An 18,279-nucleotide genomic window follows, 5' to 3' on the forward strand; every position below is an offset into this window, starting at 1 on the left:
GCGGCGCGCCGGTAGGGTTGCCGCATGGCCAAGGCGACACAGACGATGAAGGCTGCGACCGCGGCGAAGAAGCTGCAGGTCTACCTGCCCGCGACTCCCGCGGAGTTCCAGGAGTCGGCGATCACGCGTGAGCAGTACGACGAGCTGGTCGCGAACCCGCCGGCGTGGCTCGTGCAGCTGCGCGAAGACGGGCCGCACCCGCGCTCGGTGATCGCCTCGCGACTCAACGTCTCGATCTCGGGTCTCGCTCGCGGAGGGGTGACCGAGGCGCTCACAACGGCTCAGATCCAGGAGCTGCTCGCCGAGGTGCCCGAGTGGCTGCGCGTCGAGCAGAACCGCTACGCAGAGGTGCGCCGCGAGCAGGCCCGCCTGAAGTCGGAGCGCGCGGCCCGAAGCTCCGACTGACGCCTCGCGCCTCAGACGAGCGTCGCCTCACACGGGTCCCAGCTCTCGGGAAGCGCCGGATGCGGCTCGACCGTGCTGGCCACCGGCACCCTCTCGCCCGTCTCCGCGGCCTCGAGGAGCGAGAGCATCACGTCGGTCACGTGATACGCAAGCTCGCCGGAGGCGGCCTCCGGTCGGTCGGCACGGATGGACCGAGCAAGCTCGAGCACTCCCACGCCGCGGGAGGCGCTGGAGCCGACCGCCGCGACGACCTCCGGCTCCCGCCCGCGACGGTGCAGGGTGAGCTCGCCGTCGTGCATGTTCGGGTCGGGCAGGACGAGTGTGCCCTCGGAGCCGTTGATCTCGACGAAGCCGACCCGTTCCAGACTCGACTCGAAGCTCCACACCCCCTGCGCGGAGGCACCCGACTCGAAGCGCATCAGCCCGCCGACGTGCGTCGGGATCGTCACGGGGAACTCCGTGCCCTCGCGCGGCCCGGAGCCGACGACCCGGGTGGCGCGGGCCTGTGACGAGACCGCGGTGACGCTCTCGACCGGGCCGAGGTTCTGCACGAGCGCCGTGAGGTAGTACGGGCCCATGTCGAGCAGCGGACCACCTCCCGCCGAGAAGAAGAACTCCGGGTTCGGGTGCCATCTCTCGGGGCCTGGACCCTGAGAGAGCGCCAACGCCGAGAGCGGGGTGCCGATCGCGCCGCTCTCGATCAGGCGCTGGGCGGTCTGCAGTCCTGCCCCGAGGAAGGTGTCGGGAGCCGTCGCGACCCGCAGCCCGCGCTCCCGCGCGAGCGCGAGCAGAGCGAGGCCGCTGTCGCGGTCGAGCGAGAAGGGCTTCTCGGTCCACACGTGTTTGCCCGCCTCGACGGCGCGGCGGGCGATCTCGACGTGCACGGCGGGGATCGTGAGGTTGACGACGATCTCGATCCCCGGTCGGGCGAGCAGTTCCTCGACGGAGCCGGAGCCGTCGACACCGAACGCCTCCGCCTGTTCCCGTGCCCGGTCGAGGTCGAGGTCGGCGAGGAACAGCACCTCGAGATCGGGGAACTCGGTGAGGTTGGTCAGGTACTGCGTGCTGATGGTGCCGGCGCCGATGACGCCGAGGCCGACACGTCCGGTTCCGTTCATGCGCGGAGGTCGGTGACGGCGGCGAAGGCCGAGGCGAGGCCGTCGAAGATGTCGCCCGCGAAGGCGTCGAACTCGATCACCGGCAGGGCCTGCGGCGCGGCGCGGAGGATCGCGGGGATGTCCATCGCGCCATCTCCGGCGGGCAGCTGCTCCGAGGTGTCTTTCGACACGGGGCCGTCCTTGATGTGCAGGAGGCGGACCTGCTCGCCGAGGCGGCCCAGGACCTGTGCGGGGTCGTCGCCGCCGACCGCCGCCCAGTAGGTGTCGAGTTCGAGCACCAGGCGTCGGTCGAGGAGGCCCGCGAAGTGCTCGAATGCGCTGCGTCCGTCGAGGCGGTTCTCGAACTCGAACTCGTGGTTGTGGTATCCGAGCGTCAGCCCGCGGGAGGCGGCGGGGTCGACCAGTGCGGCGAGCTCGTCGGCGATGCGTGCGACATCGTCGGCCGTGGTCCAGCGGGCGGGGTCGACGTAGGGGTCGATCACGGTCTGTACGCCGAGGGAGGCGGCGAGGTCGAAGAGTGCCTCGACGGAGGCGCCGTCGTGCGCGCCGAGGAGTCGGGCGTGGGCGCTGGGGGCGTTCAGACCGCTCGCGGGCAGAGCGCTGCGGTAGCCCTCGGCGAGCTCGCCGAGGCCGAACAGCTCGACGGCGGTGAAGCCGATCGCGGCGAGGCGGTCGAGGGTCGCCGGCAGATCTGCGGCAAGGGGCTCGCGCACCGAGTAGAGCTGGACGGAGAGTGCTGAGGCTGTGGCCACCGGTGGGGCTCCTTGATCGGTGTCGGACACGATGCTCGGCACCCTACGCGCGCTTCTGCTGGCCGACAAGCAAAACCTGGCCATCTAGCGCGATAAGTGAGCCTTTTGACACGCGGAAGGAGCCGCGCTGTGGTTGACTTCGGCCATGCCAGGTCGCCGCTCCCCCGTCAGCGCGGCCGAAGAGGTGCTCCTGCTTCTCGCCGACGGCAGGCCTCGGACCCGCGCCGAGCTCGCGGTGGAGACCGAGCTCTCGCGAGCGACCATCGCGACCCAGCTCGACGCGCTCGTCGCCTCCGGGCTCGTCACGCGCCTCGACGACGCCCCCTCCTCCGGCGGTCGTCCTGCGGCCCGTCTGGCGCTCGATCCCCGTGCCCGCAGCCTGCTCGCGATCGATCTCGGCGCCGCTCACGCCACCGTCGCCCTCACCGACCTCGACGGCAGGGTCCTTGCGGAGCAGCGGGAGACCATCGTCATCGCCGACGGCCCGCACTCCGTGCTCAACCGCGCCCTCGACATCGCCACGGCCCTGCTCGAGCAGGCGCCCGGGGCGCTCGGCGGAGTCGGCGTCGGCGTTCCGGGGCCGGTCGAGCACGCCACCGGCCGCCCGGTGAAGCCTCCGATCATGCCCGGCTGGGACCGCTTCGACATCCCCGGGTTCGTGTCCGCCCGCCTCCCCGTTCCCGTCCTCGTCGACAACGACGTCAACCTGCTGGCCCTCGGTGAGCACGCGGACCACTACGCCGGAGTCGACGACCTCCTGTACGTGAAGGTGTCCACCGGCATCGGCGCCGGCATCGTCAGCGGAGGCGCGCTCCAGCGCGGCGCGCTCGGCGCCGCGGGCGACCTCGGCCACGTCCACGTGCCCGGCGGCCGGGGCGAGACCGAGCTCGAGGCGATCGCGAGCGGCTCCGCGCTGGCGCGGCGCCTCGCCGAAGCCGGCCGGGACGTCTCCTGCACCTCCGACGTGGTGGCCCTGCTCGCCGCAGGGGACCCGGCCGCGGTGGCCCTCACACGGGAGGCGGGCCGCGACCTCGGCGAAGTGCTCGCGACCTGCGTCAACCTGCTGAACCCCTCCGTCATCGTCGTCGGCGGCAGCATCGCGGAGGCGAGCCACGAGGTCCTCGCGGGCGTGCGCGAGATCGTCTACCGCCGCTCCCTCCCGTTGGCCACGCGCGCCCTCGACATCGTGCAGGCCTCCGGCGGAGGCGGCGTGCGCGGCGCAGCGCTCATGGTGCGTCGCCACCTCCTGTCGCCCGCCCAGGTGGCGCGGCTCCTCCTCTCCTGAGTCGTCGCCCCGCCGGCCTTCACGCCGCGAGGTGCCGCCGGGCGGGCGAGAGGGGCCGCTGGAACCCGCTCTCCCGTCCGCGGCTCCCGTCTCGCGACCGGCGTCACCGGCGCGCCGATTCGCCGCACCGGCGCGACCGTCCGAGAATGAATCGGTGCCCGACTTGCAGCTCTCGTTCCCCTGGGAGGCGCAGCCCGTCTTCGTGGAGGCCGGGCCGCCGCACCTCACACGCGTCGTCGCCGACTCCTCCGATCGCGTCGCTTGGCTGCGGGCCCGATCGCGCGGCATCACCGCGACCGATGTCGCCCGCCTCTCCTCCCCTGCCGCGATCGGCAAGGCCGCCCTCGACAAGCTCTACGGCACGGGCTTCGGAGGCAACGCCTTCACGGATCACGGTCGCGCACGCGAGCCCGAGATCGCCGCCTGGGTGCGCCGCGAGCATGCCATCGAGCCGAGCAGCACCCTCTTCCACGCGAGCCAGGAACGTCGTCATCTCGCCACGCCGGACGGCATCGGCCTCCGCGAGGACGGCCGGCTCGAGCTCTGCGAGATCAAGACCACGACAAAGGCGTGGCGCAGCATTCCCCGTCACTACCTGCGGCAGGTGTTCTGGCAGCAGTACGTGCTCGGCGCCGAGCGCACCCTCGTGGTCTGGGAGCAGCACCGCGACTTCGTGCCGGTCGACGAGGAGCCGCAGTGCCGCTGGGTGGACCGCGACGACGACGAGATCCACATCCTGGTGCGCCTCGCCGGCCTCCTCATGAGCGAGCTGCACGAGCGGACGCGCGCCCGGTGACCGTCCTGCTCCTGCACGGCCTGGGTGGCGACCGCTCCGGGCCGCTCGGACTGCTGCGACCGGCGCTGCCGACCGGGGTCGAGATCATCGCCCCCGATGTCCGTGCGCACGGCGCCTCGGTGCTTCTCGGCTCCTCGGCCGAGTTCTCGCTCGATGCGCTGGCCGACGAGATCACCGAGGAGGTGGTGCGCGCCGGGGCCGCGCACAAGCCGCTCACCGTGCTCGGGATCTCGATGGGCGCCGCGATCGCCCTCCGTCTCGCCGCTCGGCGGGTACTGCCGATCGACCGCGCCGTCTTCGTGCGCCCCGCCTTCACCGCCGACGCGCTGCCCGAGAATCTCGCCGTCTTCCCGGTGATCGCCCAGCTGCTGCACGATTACGGCGCGAAGGCGGGCGAGCGGCTGTTCCGCGCCTCCGCGCCGTTCGCGCGGATCGCCGCGGTGTCACCGGCGTCTGCGGAGGCGCTCACCGCGCAGTTCCGCTCACCGCAGGCCCGCGAGCGCGCCGTCCGCCTCGTCCAGATCCCGCGCAACGCCGCCTACCGCGTCGCGAGCGACCTCGGCGGAGTCATCGCGCGCACCCTGGTCATCGCAGCCGAACGCGATCCCGTGCATCCGGTGTCGGTGGCGGAGGCATGGGCCGGCGCTCTCCCCGAAGCGGACCTCGAGCGGGTCCCCGCCCGCGACGAGGGCCTGGCGCTGCGCGACGAGCGGATCCGCGATCACGTGCGTCGGTGGCTCGCGCCGCGCTGATCTCCTCTATTGCGAGCACGACCCCGACGAACGCGAGCCACAGCACGGCGATCGCCGTCGCGACGAACTCCAGGGTGCCGCCGAGCCCGAGCCAGAGCCGCAGCAGCGAGAGGATCGCGCCCGCTCCCGCGACGACGGCCACGAGGACTCCCGCCACCAATGAGAGCCGCGCCACCGCTGGCCGCTCGCGAGCGGTCGCGAGCTGCAGCATCGCCACGCAGGCCGCCGCGAAACCCAGCACCGCCGCCGAGGTGTGCACGAGGTCCTGCCAGCGGAAGGACGGCCCGACCGGGAGCGGGCAGCCTGCCGTGCAGGTCACCTGCGAAGCGAGCGCGAAGCAGACGGCGGCGACCAGGATCGTCAGTGCCGGCCGTAGTGCCCGCAGAAGTCGTGTGCGCACCGTCCACGATCCAAGGGCGATGAGGGTTCCGCCAGCCGCGACCAGGAGCAGTGCGACGCGGAACGCGTCCGCGGTGGGCAGGTCTGGTGCCCCCATCTCGCTGACGTAGACCCAGCGGCTCGTCCCGATGCTGAACCGTGCGGCGAGCAGGATGCCGAGCCCGCCCAGCACGAGCAGCGCTCCCCCTCCCAGCACCGCGATCCGTCGTGCTCCTCGTGGCATCCCCACATCGTGCCAGAGCTTCGCGTTGCTCAGGCCCGCGAAGCGGCGGAGCGTCTCCGCAATGTTCTTGCACGGGTGACACCGCCGAAACAGCGCCGACTCATTGCCGCGCTTGACTGTCTGTGGCGCACGCAGCGCGGCCGGGGGCGGATCCGTCGCTCCCGACCGTGCACTCACGACGGGCGGTGCCGCGACAGGAGAGGGCGATGATGCACAGGAGCGCGCTCGGGCACGGTCTCGCGATCGGCGAGATCCCGGAGGACCTCGTCCTGCCCGACACGATGACGGCCGCGGTGATGGATGCTCCTGGCGACCCCTCCGTGCTGCATCTCGCCACCGTCCCGACTCCCTCCTCGATCAACGCCGAGTTTTTGGTCAAGGTCGTCGCTGCCGGGGTGAACCCGCTCGACGCCAAGACGAGGGCGGGCCGGGGCGTCGCCTCCGCCATCACCTCCTACCCAGCCGTCCTCGGGCACGACTTCTCCGGGATCGTGCTCTCGAGCCCGTATCCCGCACACCCGCTGCGACCCGGCGACGAGGTCTACGGCTTCGTGATGGTCCCGCGCTACTCCGGCTCCTACGCCGAGTACGTCAGCGTTCCGAGCGTGTCCCTCACTCGCAAGCCGTCGACGCTCTCGCACGTCGAGGCGGCCGGCGTGCCGCTCGCCGCGTTGACCGCGTGGGGCATGGTCGTCGATCTCGCGAAGGCGCACGAGGGGCAGCGGATGCTCATCCACGCCGGTTCGGGCGGGGTCGGCCACTTCGCGGTGCAGTTCGCCTCCTACTTCGGCGCCTCCGTGACGGCGACGGGCTCGACCCGCAATCTGCAGTGGCTGCGCGAGTTGGGTGCCTCCCGTGTCATCGATCACACCGCCGAGCGCTTCGACGAGGTGGTCGAGGGGATGGACGTCGTCATCGACCTGATCGGCAACGTGCACGACCGCACGGGCTCGCGATCGCTCTCGGTTCTGCGGCCCGGCGGGCTCATCGTGAACGCACCCACCGGCAGTTGGCCCGAGCTCTTCGAGGAGGCGGCGGTCGCGGGCGTCCGCGCCTCCACCTACCGCGTCGCCCCCGACGGCGCGACGCTCGCCGTCGTCTCCCGACTGCTCGAGTCGGGAGACGTCCGCGTGTTCATCGACGGAGTCTTCCCGCTCGCGCGAGCACACGAGGCGCACGAGCAGCTCGAGACGGGGCACACCCGTGGCAAGCTCGTCCTCACGGTCTCGGAGGGCTGAGCCCGGCGGGATCCGCAGCGCGGTCGGAGGGGATCCGGGTCAGGGCAGGGGACGCTCCAGCACGAAGTCGTCCTCGTGGCGGTCGCCGACGAGGAAGCGCTTGCGACCGACGACCGCGAAGCCATGCTTGAGGTAGAACCGTTGAGCGCGCCCGTTCTCCTGGTTCACGCCCAGCCAGACACCGGCGGCACCCGAGGCGCGTGCCTCCTCGAGGGTCGCCGCCATCAGGCGCGCGGCGAGACCGGAGCCGTGCCGCTCGGACCGCGTATAGAACTTGCTGAGCTCCACGCTGGGCGCCGAGCTGATCGCGGCGCGGACATCGGGGTCGCTCGGCTCCACGCGCACGAGCATCGTGTAGCCGTCGAGGGCGCCGGAGCCGTCCTCCTCGACGAGGACGGAGCGCATCGGATCGGCGAGGTACCCGCGGAAACGCTCGGAGGAGAGCACCGTGCGGATGAACTCGGCCTTCGCCTCCGCGGTGGTGTGCGGCGGACACGCGAGCGGGAAGGTCTCCCCGGCCAGCTCGGCGAGGCGCTCGGCATCGGAGGCGACGGCGCGGCGGACGCTCATCGAGTGCCGGGCGGGGAGGGACGGGTCACCGCTCCAGTATGCCGGGGCCGGTGCCCGGACGACGAAGGAGGGGGCCCGCCGAAGCGGACCCCCTCCTCGCTTCACCGATCGAGCGGTGAGGACGACCGGCTCAGACGAGGACGTTGACGTCCAGCGGGATACCGGGGCCGAAGGTCGTCGAGACGGCGGCCTTCTGGATGTAGCGGCCCTTCGAGGAGGACGGCTTGAGGCGGATGATCTCGTCGAGCGCCGTCGTGAAGTTCTCCTGGAGCTGCTCCGGCGAGAACGCGGCCTTGCCGACGACGAGGTGCACGTTGGCGTGCTTGTCGACGCGGAACTCGATCTTTCCGCCCTTGATCTCGGTCACGGCCTTCGCCACGTCCGGGGTCACGGTGCCGGTCTTCGGGTTGGGCATGAGGCCGCGGGGGCCGAGCACCTTTCCGAGACGACCGACCTGGCCCATGAGCTCCGGGGTCGAGACGGCGGAGTCGAACGAGGTGTACCCGCCCGCGACCTTCTCGATGAGCTCGGCGCCGCCGACCTCGTCGGCACCCGCGGCGAGGGCGGCCTCGGCCGCCGGACCCGTCGCGAACACGATGACTCGCGCGGTCTTGCCCGTGCCGTGCGGCAGGATGACCGTGCCGCGGACCATCTGGTCGGCCTTGCGCGGGTCGACGCCGAGCTTGAGGGCGACCTCGACGGTGCTGTTGAACTTGGCGGAACCGGTCTCGCGGGCGAGCGCGACCGCCTCCTCAGGGCTGTAGTACTTGCCCTCTTCGAGCTTGGCCGCTGCGGCCCGGTAGGCCTTCGACTTCTGTGCCATGTTGTTTCTCCTTGAAACGAGAATGTGGTTCTAGAGCCTGGCGGGCTCTCCCACGGGTGTTGAGTTCTGGACGGGCGGAGGACTACGCCTCGACCGTGATGCCCATCGAACGAGCGGTGCCGGCGATGATCTTCTCGGCGGCGTCGATGTCGTTGGCGTTGAGGTCGACCTGCTTGGCCTCGGCGATCTCGCGGACCTGCGCGCGGGTGAGCTTCGCGACCTTGACGGTGTGCGGGGTCGAGGAGCCCTTGGCGACTCCTGCGGCCTTCTTGATGAGCTCCGCCGCGGGCGGGGTCTTCAGGACGAAGGTGAACGAGCGGTCCTCGTAGACGGTGATCTCGACGGGGATGACGTTGCCGCGCTGCGACTCGGTCTGCGCGTTGTACGCCTTGCAGAACTCCATGATGTTGACGCCGTGCTGACCGAGCGCCGGACCGATCGGGGGCGCGGGGTTCGCCGCGCCGGCCTTGATCTGGAGCTTGATCAGGCCGGTGACCTTCTTCTTGGGGGCCATTCTGATTCCTTTTCTCAGGGTTCGAGTGGTCGGGGGCTCCCGGCCGCTCTCCCGCGCACCCGACGCAGTCGGATCGCGGTGGAGGAGGGTCGGCCGACGCGCACACGGGGGCGCCGACACGAAAACCCACACGAGCTTACACGAGCGAGGTCGCCCCCGACAGCGCCGGATCGAGAGCTGCGACGGGACAGGTCGGGTGCGCGACGTCACCGAGACGACGAACGCCTCCTCCGGCGAGCGGAGGAGGCGTTCGACAGCGGCGCGGAGGCGCTACAGCTTGGTGACCTGGTCGAACGAGAGCTCGACCGGGGTCTCGCGCTCGAAGAGCGAGACGAGCACGGTGAGCTTGCCGCTCTCGGGCTTGATCTCGCTGATCGAGCCGGGCAGGCCGGCGAACGAGCCCTCCTTGATGGTGATGGTCTCGCCGATCTCGAAGTCGACCTCGGCGGGAAGCACGCGCTGGGCCTGCTTCTGGCCCTTCGCGCCAGCCACCTTCGAGGGGGCGACCTCCTTGATCTCGACGAGGCTCTTCAGCATGGTGAAGGCTTCCTCGAAGCGCAGAGGCGTGGGGTTGTGGGCATTGCCCACGAAGCCGGTCACGCCCGGGGTGTGACGGACGACCGACCAGGAGTCCTCGTTGAGGTCCATGCGCACCAGCACGTAGCCGGGGATGCGGACGCGGGTGACCATCTTGCGCTGGCCGTTCTTGATCTCGACCACGTCCTCCATCGGGACCTGGACCTCGAAGATGTAGTCCTCCGCCTCGAGCGAGACCTTGCGGTTCTCGATGTTCGACTTCACACGCTTCTCGAAGCCCGCGTAGGAGTGGATCACGTACCACTTGCCCGGCTTGCCGCGCAGCTCGGCGCGGAACGCCTCGTAGGGGTCGATCTCCGCGACGTCGCCTTCCTCCTCGGCAACCTCGGCCTCGTCCTCGACGGCCTCGAGGGCCGCTTCGGCCTCCTCGACGGTGTCGATGTGCGAGGCCTGGTCGACCGCGGCGTCGGCCTCGGGGTCGTCGACCGAGCCGATGGCGTCGAGAGCGGCCTCGAGGTCGGAGGCGAGGTCCTCCTCGGACTCGTTCTCGTCGATGACGCTCAGCGCACCGTGTTCGGCGGGCTCGACAGCATCCTCGGCCTGCGACTGGGTGCCGCCCTCCTGCTCCTCCTCGACCTCGGACGACTGCTCGGCAGCCGTCGCCCAGTCGACGTCGTCGCGGTTTCTGTCAGACACTCGTCACAACTCTCTCTCGATCGATCGGGTCCACGCCCGTGAGGGGCGTGCCCGCTGTCGCCGGCATCCTCCGCTCGCGCGGCCCGGATGCTCTCGGCTCACTCGAACACCGGCCGCTCAAGCGGCGGGTGTGCCGAACACGTACGTCACGGCCAGGGCGAACACCCAGTCGAGGAACGACACCAGCGCCATCATGATGATGACGAAGATCAGCACCACCACGACGTAATTGCCCAACTCCTTGCGAGTCGGCGTCACGACCTTCTTCAACTCGGCGATGACCTGCCGGATGAAGAGGGCGATCCGCGCGAACGGGTTACGCCGCGCCGCTCGCTGCTGATTCGCGATCGCGACGACGTCCTCGCTCGGCTCGTCGACTGCTTTCCCGGCCACCTGCACGCACCTTTCCCGCACCGGAACCTCCGGTGTGGCCGGCCGCCCGTCCTGGGCGGCCCTGGACCGATGACCGCTGCATCGCGGGGACCACGTGCGACGGGCATCGATGTGCAGGGCGGACAGGGCTCGAACCTGCAACCTGCGGTTTTGGAGACCGCTGCTCTACCAATTGAGCCACCGCCCTAGAGATGCCGTTGCGGGCATCCGAGGAGGAGGCCGACCGCCGCTGAGTCTCCGCGGCGCCCCGTGGGCGCTGTGAATCCTGGCGGAGATCGACTACCTCGGACGAGTGTACGTGCACCCGCAGGACGTGTCCAGCCGAGGGCGCAGGGGTGCGGGAGCGCCGTGCGCGCGCGCGATACGCTGGCGGTCGTGTCCTCCACCACGCGCATCTCCGCCCGTATCGCCGCCATCGCCGAGTCCGCGACCCTCAAGGTCGACGCGAAGGCGAAGGCCCTCCAAGCGCAGGGGCGCCCGGTGATCTCGTACGCGGCGGGCGAGCCCGACTTCCGCACCCCGGAGCACATCGTCGAGGCGGCGTCGGCGGCCGTGCTCGACCCCAAGAACTACCGGTACACGCCGGCCGCTGGCCTCCCCGAGCTGCGGGAGGCGATCGCGGCGAAGACCGCACGCGACTCCGGCTGGGCGGTCGAGGCCTCGCAGGTCGTCGTCACCAACGGCGGCAAGCAGGCCGTCTACCAGGCGTTCCAGACGCTCCTCGACGAGGGCGACGAGGTGCTCGTGCCCACCCCTTACTGGACCACCTACCCCGAGGCCATCAAGCTGGCCGGAGGCGTCCAGGTCGACGTCTTCGCGGGCGCCGACCAGGGTTACCTCGTCACGGTCGAGCAACTCGAGGAGGCGCGCACCGAGCGCACGAAGGTCCTCCTCTTCGTCTCCCCCTCCAACCCGACCGGTGCCGTCTACTCGTCCGAGCAGACCCGCGCCATCGGGGAGTGGGCGCACGAGCACGGGCTCTGGGTCGTCGCGGACGAGATCTATCAGAACCTCGTCTACGCGATCGACGGCCAAGACGACGCGGGCCCGCTCGAGCGCGCGGCCTCGATCGCCGAGGCCGTCCCCGAGCTGCGCGATCGGACGATCCTCGTGAACGGCGTCGCCAAGACCTACGCGATGACGGGCTGGCGCGTGGGCTGGATGGTCGGCCCGGCCGATGCGATCACGGGCGCCGCAAACCTGCAGTCTCACCTCTCGAGCAACGTCTCGAACATCTCGCAGCGCGCGGCGATCGCTGCCCTCACGGGGCCGCAGGACGCCGCAGAGGAGATGCGTCGGGCCTTCGACCGCCGCCGCCGCACGATCGTCGCCGAACTGAACGCGATCGACGGCATCGAGTGCCCCACTCCGGGCGGCGCCTTCTACGTCTACCCCGACGTGAGCGGCCTCCTCCACCGCGAATGGCACGGCACGACGCCCACCACCTCGCTCGAGCTCGCCGATCTGATCCTCGAGCACGCCGAGGTCGCGACAGTCCCCGGTGAGGCCTTCGGGCCGAGCGGCTACCTCCGCCTGTCGTACGCGCTCGGCGACGACGCACTGCTCGAAGGGGTACGGCGCCTCCAGGCGCTCTTCGCCTGATCCGGAGACGGCGATCCCGGAACGGCCCGGGACGCGCTAGATCGAGGTCCCGACGACGACCGGCTCCGGGTGCAGCAGCACCCCGAACTCGGCGAGGACGCGTCCCTGCACGAAGCGTGCGAGTTCGGCGATGTCCTCCGCGCTCGCGCCTCCCCGGTTCGTGAGGGCGAGCGTGTGCTTGCTCGAGACCGCGGCCCGCGAGCCGGGGAGCGCGAAGCCCCTCGAGACTCCGGCGTGCTCGATGAGCCAGGCGGCGCTGAGCTTGACGAGTCCGCCTCCGGAATCGGGAACGGGCAGACCGATCGGTCGTCCCGCCGCGACGTCGGCGAGCGGCGTCGCCACTCCCGTCTCGGCGGACGGCTCGACGGGCCAGCGCGGAGCGGCGGGAGGCAGCCCGCCGGCGAACGCGTGGGTGACCACGGGGTTCGTGAAGAAGGAACCGGCGCTCGCGGTGTCCGGGTCATCGGGATCCAGGACCATGCCCTTCGCCGCGCGCAGCCGGAGCACGGTCTCGCGCACCTCCGCCGCGCTCACGCGATCGCCGAGCGCGACGCCGAGCGCCGTGGCGAGTTGCGCGTAGGCGACGGGCGAGCCGGCGTCGGCCTTCGCCTCCTCGAGACGGAACTCGACGGCGAGCACTGCGCCCCGACGCCCCTGCTTGAGGACCGAGGTGCGGTAGCCGAGGTCGAGCTCGTCGGCCGCGAGACGGACCGGTTCGCGCGTGCCCTCGTCGAGGAAGGTGACCGCCACGAGGGTGTCCGAGAGCTCTTGACCATAGGCGCCGATGTTCTGCACGGGCGAGGCACCGACTGTGCCGGGGATGCCGCTGAGCGCCTCGAGCCCGACCCAGCCACGCTCCACGGTCGCCGCGACCAGGCCGTCCCACGACTCCCCCGCCTGCACACGGAGATGGACGAGCCCTTCGTCGGCGCAGTCGAGCCGTTCGATCCCGGAGGTGCGCACCCGCACGACGGTGCCCTCGATGCCGTCGTCACCGACGAGCAGGTTCGAGCCGCCACCGACGAGCAGCCAGGGCTCCTCCGTGCTCCAGAGCTGCACGAGCGTCTCGACGAGCTCGGCCTCGGTGGCCGGCTCGAGCAGGCTTTCGGCAGGTCCGCCGACACGCAGGGTGGTGAGGGACGAGAGGAGGGGAGCGCTCATCGAGCCTCGAGCTGGACGCGCGCCTGCGCTTTGCCGAGCACGGACTGGCCGGCGACCGAGACCGCGAGGTCGATCCGAGCCCAGCCGGCCTCGGTGTCGAGGGCACCGACCTTCGCCGTGACGTCGAGGAGGGCACCCTCGCGCGGGTCGACCACGACGGGACGGGTGAAGCGCACCTGATAGTCGACGACCGCGCCGGGATCGCCGACCCAGTCGACGACGACCTGAACCGCGGTCCCCATCGTCAGCATCCCGTGGGCGAGGACGCCCGGCAGCCCGACGTCGGCCGCGATGTCGTCGCGGTAGTGGATCGGGTTGAAGTCGCCGGAGGCGCCGGCGTAGCGAACGAGCGTGCCGCGCTCGAGGAGGAAGCTGCGCTCGGCGACGACCTCGCCGACGGTCAGCTCCGTGAGGACGGGGCTGCTCATTCGCCACCCCTGACCACGAGCGTCGAGACGGCGGTGACGACGTGCTCCCCGTTCGCGTCGACCATCGCCGACTCGGAGGTGACCATCGAGTGCGCGCCAAGGCTCTTGATGCTCGAGACCGTGAGCGTGGCCGTCAGCTCGTCGCCCGCGACGATCGGCCGCGAGGAGGTGAAGCGCTGGTCGCCGTGCACGACACGGTCGAAGTCGATGCCGGCATCCGGCTCGGCGAGCAACTGCGCGAGCGTGTACTCCTGCAGGACGACGGGGAAGGTGGGCGGAGCGACGAGGTCGGCGTAGCCGGCGGCGCGCGCGGCCTCGACGTCGTGGTGGAGGGGAGAGGTCGCCGAGACGGCTCGCGCGAACTCGCGCACCTTCTCTCGCCCCACCTGATAGGGCTCCGTGGGCGCGAAGACGCGCCCGACGAGTTCGGTGTTCACTGGCACCCGGCCATCCTAGGCGCAGGGTTCCGACCGCCTCGGGCACAGAAGCGCCCGAGCACGTCGAGATGGCCATTCTCAATTTCCCATCCGCGTATGGCTGACCGCGGGGCGTTCTTCTTCGAAGCTGGCCGCATGTCGACACCCACGCCCGAGCGAGACTGGGCAGCCTATGCCCGCGAGCTCGGTACCAATCTGCACCGAGCCCGCATCGCCAAGGGAGCGAGCCAGGAGCGCATCGCGCACGCGGCCGGGCTCGCCGGCTACACCTATCAGAAGTTCGAGAAGGGCGAGTCGAAGCCGGGTTCGCCGGCGAATCCGACTCTGCACACCCTGCTCGCACTCTGCGAGGCGCTGGACGTCGACCTGATGGAGATCCTCCCGCCGACCCCGCCCCGCCGCTCACCCGGAGGCACCGAGTAGCGCCAGCACCGTCTGGACGCCACGAGCCAGTCGCGCGGACGAGCTGAGATCGAGGTCGAGCACGCCGAGCCCGTCGGCCTCGAGTCGCAGGCGGGCCTCGCCGCTGCCCGGTCGGCAGAGCGAGACGTGCACCGTCTCCGCGAACGGGTCCCGCTCCGATTCTGCGTCCGCCCAGAGGACCGTCGGTATCGAGAGCGCCGGCGAGCGGTGCAGCCGCTCCTTCGGCGGCACGAGCTCGTCGTGCTCACCCGCGCACCACCGAGGGCACTCGTCGTCATTCCTGTCGTCCAGTCGTCCATCCACGTTCCGCACCAATCGCTCGAGGAGGCAAGCCCACCAGGCGGTACCGACATCGAGGCACTCCTTCGCCCCCGATCCCCGCGTGCTGTGGACAGGAGGCCTCCTCCGATGGGCTGTGGAGGAGCAGGGTCAGAATCCCATACTTAGATGGTGAACGACGTTCCGCCGCGAACGGCGGGTGCGCAGGGTTCCGTGGCGCGATCCGCCACCTCAGCGGTGCACGATCAGCCAGGTCGCGACCGTGAGCTGGGAGCCGTTGTTGACCATCCGGTGGGGCCGCGCGCAGGGGAAGGTGATCGCGTCACCGGGGGCGAGGACCACGACCTCGTCCTCGAACTCGATCGTGAGCTCGCCGCAGCTCACCGTCCCCAGCTCGAAGCCGTCATGTCGGAGGAACCGCCGATGGGCGGTCGACGTCGCTCCCGGCGGATACGTCGACTCGAAGAAGTCGACGGCATCGAGGCGACTCGGCGCGAGACGGCGGAAAAGCACCCCGCCCTCGAGCACCACGGGCGCCGCACCCGCGCGAACCACCGCCGTCTCGACCTCGGAGCCCGGCGCCTCCTGACCGAACACGGCCGCGAGCGGCACACCCAGAACCTCGACGAGGGCGATGAGCCGGCCCACCGAGGGCTGCATCGCACCACGCTCGATCTGAGAGACGGCGCTCACCGAGATCCCGAGCCGGCCCGCGACCGCCTTCAACGACAGTCCGGAGGCGCGCCGCAGCTCGCGCAGGCGCGGCCCGAGACCCTCCGTGTCGACGCTCCCGCCCGCTGGCACGCCCTCGGCTCCAGAGTCACTCGGGAACACCACGCGAACCCTCCTCCTCGAACGTCACACAGCTGTAACGGACCCGAAACGAATGCCGGGCCCGGCGGTCGTACCTTGGCTCGCGTGAAGTCATCACTTCACACTCGTCGCTCCTCGTGGCGCCGACCTCGAGCCCTGACCGGACCGGCGTCGATCGCCCCGACCACCCTGACACATCCGCTCCGTGCCGACTCTGCGCACGACCGCCCCGAGAGGTGGATTCCCACCATGACCGACCGCGCCACCGCACCTCGCGTCGACCTGCCCGTCGTCGACTCCCCCGACCTGCCCGCCGGCGCCCCGCTGATCAAGCCGGGGTACGACGATCGGCTCTCCAACGACGATCTCGCCCCCCTCGCGAAGCAGCGTTGGTCGAGCTACAACATCTTCGCCTTCTGGATGTCGGATGTGCACAGCGTGGGAGGCTACGTGACCGCCGGCTCGCTGTTTGCTCTCGGGCTGGCCGGGTGGCAGGTGCTGGTCGCCCTCGTCGTCGGAATCGTGATCGTCCAGATCTTCTGCAACCTGGTCGCCAAGCCCAGCCAGGTCACGGGCGTGCCCTACCCCGTCATCAACCGCGCGATCTTCGGCATCCGCGGGGCGAACATCCCCGCGATCATCCGCGGACTGATCGCCATCGCCTGGTACGGCGTGCAGACCTATCTCGCGGCGCAGTCGCTGAACATCGTCTTCCTCAAGTTCTTCCCCGGGATGGCCGCGCTCAACACTCCGGAAGCCTCCTTCCTCGGCCTGTCCGCGCTGGGCTACCTCTCGTATGCGATCCTCTGGATCGCCCAGGCCGCGCTGTTCTGGCGCGGCATGGAGTCAATCCGCCGCTTCATCGACTGGGCGGGCCCGGCGGTGTACGTCGTGATGCTGATCCTCGCGATCTACCTCGTCTCGCAGGCCGGCTGGGAGAACATCTCGCTCACTCTCGGTTCCGGCGAGCCCCTCGACTTCGCCGCGTCGATCCCGGTGATGATCTCGGCCGTCGCGCTCGTCGTTGCCTACTTCTCGGGACCGATGCTCAACTTCGGCGACTTCTCGCGCTACGCCCGCAGCTACAAGGCCGTGAAGAAGGGCAACTTCCTCGGCCTGCCGATCAACTTCCTCTTCTTCTCGCTGCTCACCGTGATCACCGCCTCCGCGACCGTGCCGGTCTTCGGCGAGCTGATCACCGACCCGATCCAAACGGTCGAGCGGATCGACACCTGGTTCGCCGTCCTGCTGGGCGGGCTCACCTTCGTGATCGCCACGATCGGGATCAACATCGTCGCGAACTTCATCTCACCCGCGTTCGACTTCTCGAACGTGAACCCGAAGAAGATCAGCTGGCGGATGGGCGGCATGATCGCCGCCGTCGGCTCGGTGCTGCTCACCCCGTGGAACTGGTACTCGAACGACACCGCGATCCACTACACGCTCGGGATCCTCGGCGCCCTGATCGGCCCGCTGTTCGGCGTGCTCATCGCCGGCTACTACGTGATCAGCCGCCAGCGGGTCTGGGTCGACGACCTCTACTCGATGAACGAGAAGGGCCGCTACTGGTTCTCGAAGGGGTTCAATCCCAACGCCGTGTGGGCGACCGCGATCGGCGGAGTCCCCTCCGTCCTCTCGGTCCTCGTCCCGCGCTGGATCGAGGAGGCGGGCGGCGCCTCCTTCACCTGGCTCGGCGACTACAGCTGGTTCATCGGCTGCGGGCTCGGCTTCGTCGCCATGGCGGTGCTCGAGCGCCGGGCGCCGCGGATCGCGCGGCTCGAGGAGGACCTCGAGAATGTGAGCGACGGCGCGCTCGTCTGACCCGGGGAGGGGTGGCACGACGAGGCCGCCCCTCCCCTTTCTCCCGTTGATCGAGGACAGCATGCTCATCACCGTCATCAACCCGAACACCAGCGTCTCGATGACCGAGACGATCGGCCGCGCCGCGCGTTCGGTCGCCTCCATCGGCACCGAGATCGCCGCGGTGACTCCTCCCATGGGGCCGGCCTCGATCGAGAGCCACTACGACGAGGCCCTCGCGGTACCCGGGGTGCTGCACGAGATCGCACGAGCGGAGGCGGCGGGGAGCGACGGCGCCGTGATCGCCTGCTTCGGCGACCCGGGCGTCGATGCCGCCCGAGAGGTCGCGAGCGGCCCGGTGATCGGCGTCGCTGAGGCGGCGATGCACATGGCGACGCTCGTCGGCCGGGGCTTCAGCGTGGTCACGACGCTGTCGCGCACGAGCGGTCGCGCGTGGGACATCGCGCAACGGGCCGGCTTCGGCGAGGCGTGCCGGCAGGTCCGCGCGTGCGACGTCCCTGTCCTGGAGCTGGAGGATCCTCGCTCCGACGCGCGCCGGCTGATCCTCGCGGAGTGCCGCGCCGCCCTGGCCGCTGACGGATCGGACTCGATCGTGCTCGGCTGCGCCGGCATGGCCGATCTCTGCCGCGACCTCTCGCGCGAGCTCGGCGTGCCCGTGATCGACGGGGTCGTCTCGGCCGTGCGCCTGGTCGAGGGCCTCGTGGCGATGGGAGTCACGACCTCGCGCCGCGACGAGTTCGCCACTCCGCGCGCCAAGGCGATGAGCGGGCTGCTCGCTCCGTTCGAGCTCGCCTGAGACCTGACGCACGAGGGG

At 70.6% G+C, this 18,279-nt stretch carries 21 protein-coding genes, 1 tRNA gene and 1 pseudogene; 9 read left to right on the forward strand and 14 right to left on the reverse strand.

The genetic code is table 11. From position 1 onward, the window contains the following. Window positions 1–24: 24 nt before the first annotated feature. Complete coding sequence (locus ITJ45_RS10630) at window positions 25–405, forward strand: DUF5997 family protein (RefSeq protein WP_194609708.1); 381 nt, start codon at window positions 25–27, stop codon at window positions 403–405. An 11-nt stretch (window positions 406–416) separates the two neighbouring features. Here ITJ45_RS10630 and ITJ45_RS10635 read toward each other — a convergent pair whose 3' ends face one another. Together ITJ45_RS10635 and ITJ45_RS10640 are read right to left on the reverse strand one after the other, a co-directional pair. Further along, window positions 417–1,523 (reverse strand): Gfo/Idh/MocA family protein, encoded by a 1,107-nt coding sequence (locus ITJ45_RS10635; protein WP_194609710.1) that lies wholly within the window; start codon window positions 1,521–1,523, stop codon window positions 417–419. Then, on the reverse strand, window positions 1,520–2,275 hold the full coding sequence (locus tag ITJ45_RS10640; protein WP_323742988.1) for a sugar phosphate isomerase/epimerase: 756 nt from the start codon (window positions 2,273–2,275) through the stop codon (window positions 1,520–1,522). Before ITJ45_RS10640 ends, ITJ45_RS10635 begins: the two co-directional genes overlap by 4 nt. Before the next feature lie 145 nt (window positions 2,276–2,420). On the opposite strand from ITJ45_RS10640, the gene ITJ45_RS10645 reads away from it, so the two are divergent. The 3 genes from ITJ45_RS10645 to ITJ45_RS14070 all read left to right on the forward strand — a co-directional run bounded on the left by ITJ45_RS10645 (window position 2,421) and on the right by ITJ45_RS14070 (window position 5,108). Then, the gene (locus ITJ45_RS10645; RefSeq protein ID WP_194609714.1) at window positions 2,421–3,560 is read left to right on the forward strand and encodes an ROK family transcriptional regulator; all 1,140 of its coding nucleotides are present in this window, start codon (window positions 2,421–2,423) and stop codon (window positions 3,558–3,560) included. Between the two features lie 202 nt (window positions 3,561–3,762). Then, window positions 3,763–4,356 carry a YqaJ viral recombinase family protein gene (locus ITJ45_RS10650; RefSeq protein ID WP_194609840.1) on the forward strand — a complete coding sequence of 198 codons (594 nt, stop codon included), beginning with the start codon at window positions 3,763–3,765 and terminating at the stop codon, window positions 4,354–4,356. Further along, entirely contained in the window at window positions 4,353–5,108 is a 756-nt protein-coding gene (locus tag ITJ45_RS14070) for an alpha/beta fold hydrolase (RefSeq protein WP_323742989.1), read from the forward strand. The genes ITJ45_RS10650 and ITJ45_RS14070 overlap by 4 nt, the downstream gene beginning before the upstream one ends. Window positions 5,109–5,139: 31 nt before the next feature. On the opposite strand, the pseudogene ITJ45_RS10655 reads toward ITJ45_RS14070, so the two are convergent. Next, a pseudogene (locus tag ITJ45_RS10655) lies at window positions 5,140–5,730 on the reverse strand (DUF998 domain-containing protein); the annotation flags it as partial. A 281-nt stretch (window positions 5,731–6,011) separates the two neighbouring features. Between ITJ45_RS10655 and ITJ45_RS10660 the strand changes: the two are divergent. After that, window positions 6,012–6,968 carry an NADP-dependent oxidoreductase gene (locus ITJ45_RS10660; protein ID WP_194609843.1) on the forward strand — a complete coding sequence of 319 codons (957 nt, stop codon included), beginning with the start codon at window positions 6,012–6,014 and terminating at the stop codon, window positions 6,966–6,968. A 39-nt stretch (window positions 6,969–7,007) separates the two neighbouring features. On the opposite strand, the gene ITJ45_RS10665 is transcribed toward ITJ45_RS10660, so the two are convergent. The 6 genes from ITJ45_RS10665 to ITJ45_RS10690 all read right to left on the reverse strand — a co-directional run bounded on the left by ITJ45_RS10665 (window position 7,008) and on the right by ITJ45_RS10690 (window position 10,688). Further along, window positions 7,008–7,538, reverse strand: a complete 531-nt coding sequence (locus ITJ45_RS10665; RefSeq protein WP_194609718.1) for a GNAT family N-acetyltransferase — start codon at window positions 7,536–7,538, stop codon at window positions 7,008–7,010. A gap of 130 nt (window positions 7,539–7,668) precedes the next feature. After that, the gene (rplA, locus tag ITJ45_RS10670; RefSeq protein ID WP_194609720.1) at window positions 7,669–8,361 is read right to left on the reverse strand and encodes a 50S ribosomal protein L1; all 693 of its coding nucleotides are present in this window, start codon (window positions 8,359–8,361) and stop codon (window positions 7,669–7,671) included. Between the two features lie 82 nt (window positions 8,362–8,443). Then, window positions 8,444–8,875, reverse strand: a complete 432-nt coding sequence (rplK, locus tag ITJ45_RS10675) for a 50S ribosomal protein L11 (protein ID WP_194609722.1) — start codon at window positions 8,873–8,875, stop codon at window positions 8,444–8,446. Between the two features lie 270 nt (window positions 8,876–9,145). After that, complete coding sequence (nusG, locus tag ITJ45_RS10680; RefSeq protein ID WP_194609724.1) at window positions 9,146–10,108, reverse strand: transcription termination/antitermination protein NusG; 963 nt, start codon at window positions 10,106–10,108, stop codon at window positions 9,146–9,148. Between the two features lie 117 nt (window positions 10,109–10,225). Beyond that, entirely contained in the window at window positions 10,226–10,501 is a 276-nt protein-coding gene (gene secE / locus ITJ45_RS10685; RefSeq protein WP_194609726.1) for a preprotein translocase subunit SecE, read from the reverse strand. Between the two features lie 114 nt (window positions 10,502–10,615). Then, window positions 10,616–10,688 (reverse strand) — tRNA-Trp (locus ITJ45_RS10690). 179 nt (window positions 10,689–10,867) lie between these two features. Here ITJ45_RS10690 and ITJ45_RS10695 point away from each other — a divergent pair. Then, the gene (locus ITJ45_RS10695) at window positions 10,868–12,103 is read left to right on the forward strand and encodes a pyridoxal phosphate-dependent aminotransferase (RefSeq protein WP_228493869.1); all 1,236 of its coding nucleotides are present in this window, start codon (window positions 10,868–10,870) and stop codon (window positions 12,101–12,103) included. Between the two features lie 36 nt (window positions 12,104–12,139). Here ITJ45_RS10695 and ITJ45_RS10700 read toward each other — a convergent pair whose 3' ends face one another. The 3 genes from ITJ45_RS10700 to ITJ45_RS10710 are packed head-to-tail and all read right to left on the reverse strand — an operon-like array spanning window position 12,140 to window position 14,135. Next, window positions 12,140–13,264: a UDP-N-acetylmuramate dehydrogenase gene (locus tag ITJ45_RS10700; RefSeq protein WP_194609730.1), complete on the reverse strand. Its 1,125-nt coding sequence runs from the start codon at window positions 13,262–13,264 to the stop codon at window positions 12,140–12,142. Next, window positions 13,261–13,692 carry a MaoC/PaaZ C-terminal domain-containing protein gene (locus tag ITJ45_RS10705; RefSeq protein ID WP_194609731.1) on the reverse strand — a complete coding sequence of 144 codons (432 nt, stop codon included), beginning with the start codon at window positions 13,690–13,692 and terminating at the stop codon, window positions 13,261–13,263. The genes ITJ45_RS10700 and ITJ45_RS10705 overlap by 4 nt, the downstream gene beginning before the upstream one ends. Next, a complete protein-coding gene (locus ITJ45_RS10710) occupies window positions 13,689–14,135 on the reverse strand; it encodes an FAS1-like dehydratase domain-containing protein (protein WP_194609733.1) in 447 nt (148 codons plus the stop codon). The genes ITJ45_RS10705 and ITJ45_RS10710 overlap by 4 nt, the downstream gene beginning before the upstream one ends. A gap of 129 nt (window positions 14,136–14,264) precedes the next feature. On the opposite strand from ITJ45_RS10710, the gene ITJ45_RS10715 reads away from it, so the two are divergent. After that, window positions 14,265–14,552, forward strand: coding sequence for a helix-turn-helix domain-containing protein (locus ITJ45_RS10715; RefSeq protein ID WP_194609735.1), 288 nt, complete (start codon window positions 14,265–14,267; stop codon window positions 14,550–14,552). On the opposite strand, the gene ITJ45_RS10720 is transcribed toward ITJ45_RS10715, so the two are convergent. Beyond that, window positions 14,532–14,855, reverse strand: coding sequence for a hypothetical protein (locus ITJ45_RS10720; protein ID WP_194609737.1), 324 nt, complete (start codon window positions 14,853–14,855; stop codon window positions 14,532–14,534). The two genes, ITJ45_RS10715 and ITJ45_RS10720, sit on opposite strands and share 21 nt — an antisense overlap. 207 nt (window positions 14,856–15,062) lie before the next feature. Next, window positions 15,063–15,668, reverse strand: coding sequence for a helix-turn-helix domain-containing protein (locus tag ITJ45_RS10725; RefSeq protein WP_323742990.1), 606 nt, complete (start codon window positions 15,666–15,668; stop codon window positions 15,063–15,065). Between the two features lie 225 nt (window positions 15,669–15,893). Between ITJ45_RS10725 and ITJ45_RS10730 the strand changes: the two genes are divergently transcribed. Then, window positions 15,894–17,465 carry an NCS1 family nucleobase:cation symporter-1 gene (locus ITJ45_RS10730; RefSeq protein ID WP_194609739.1) on the forward strand — a complete coding sequence of 524 codons (1,572 nt, stop codon included), beginning with the start codon at window positions 15,894–15,896 and terminating at the stop codon, window positions 17,463–17,465. Between the two features lie 61 nt (window positions 17,466–17,526). Beyond that, a complete protein-coding gene (locus ITJ45_RS10735) occupies window positions 17,527–18,261 on the forward strand; it encodes an aspartate/glutamate racemase family protein (RefSeq protein ID WP_194609742.1) in 735 nt (244 codons plus the stop codon). The last annotated feature ends 18 nt before the right edge of the window (window positions 18,262–18,279 follow it).

Origin of the sequence: Rathayibacter sp. VKM Ac-2879 (assembly GCF_015351245.1) — a bacterium.
Classification (GTDB): Bacteria; Actinomycetota; Actinomycetes; order Actinomycetales; family Microbacteriaceae; genus Rathayibacter.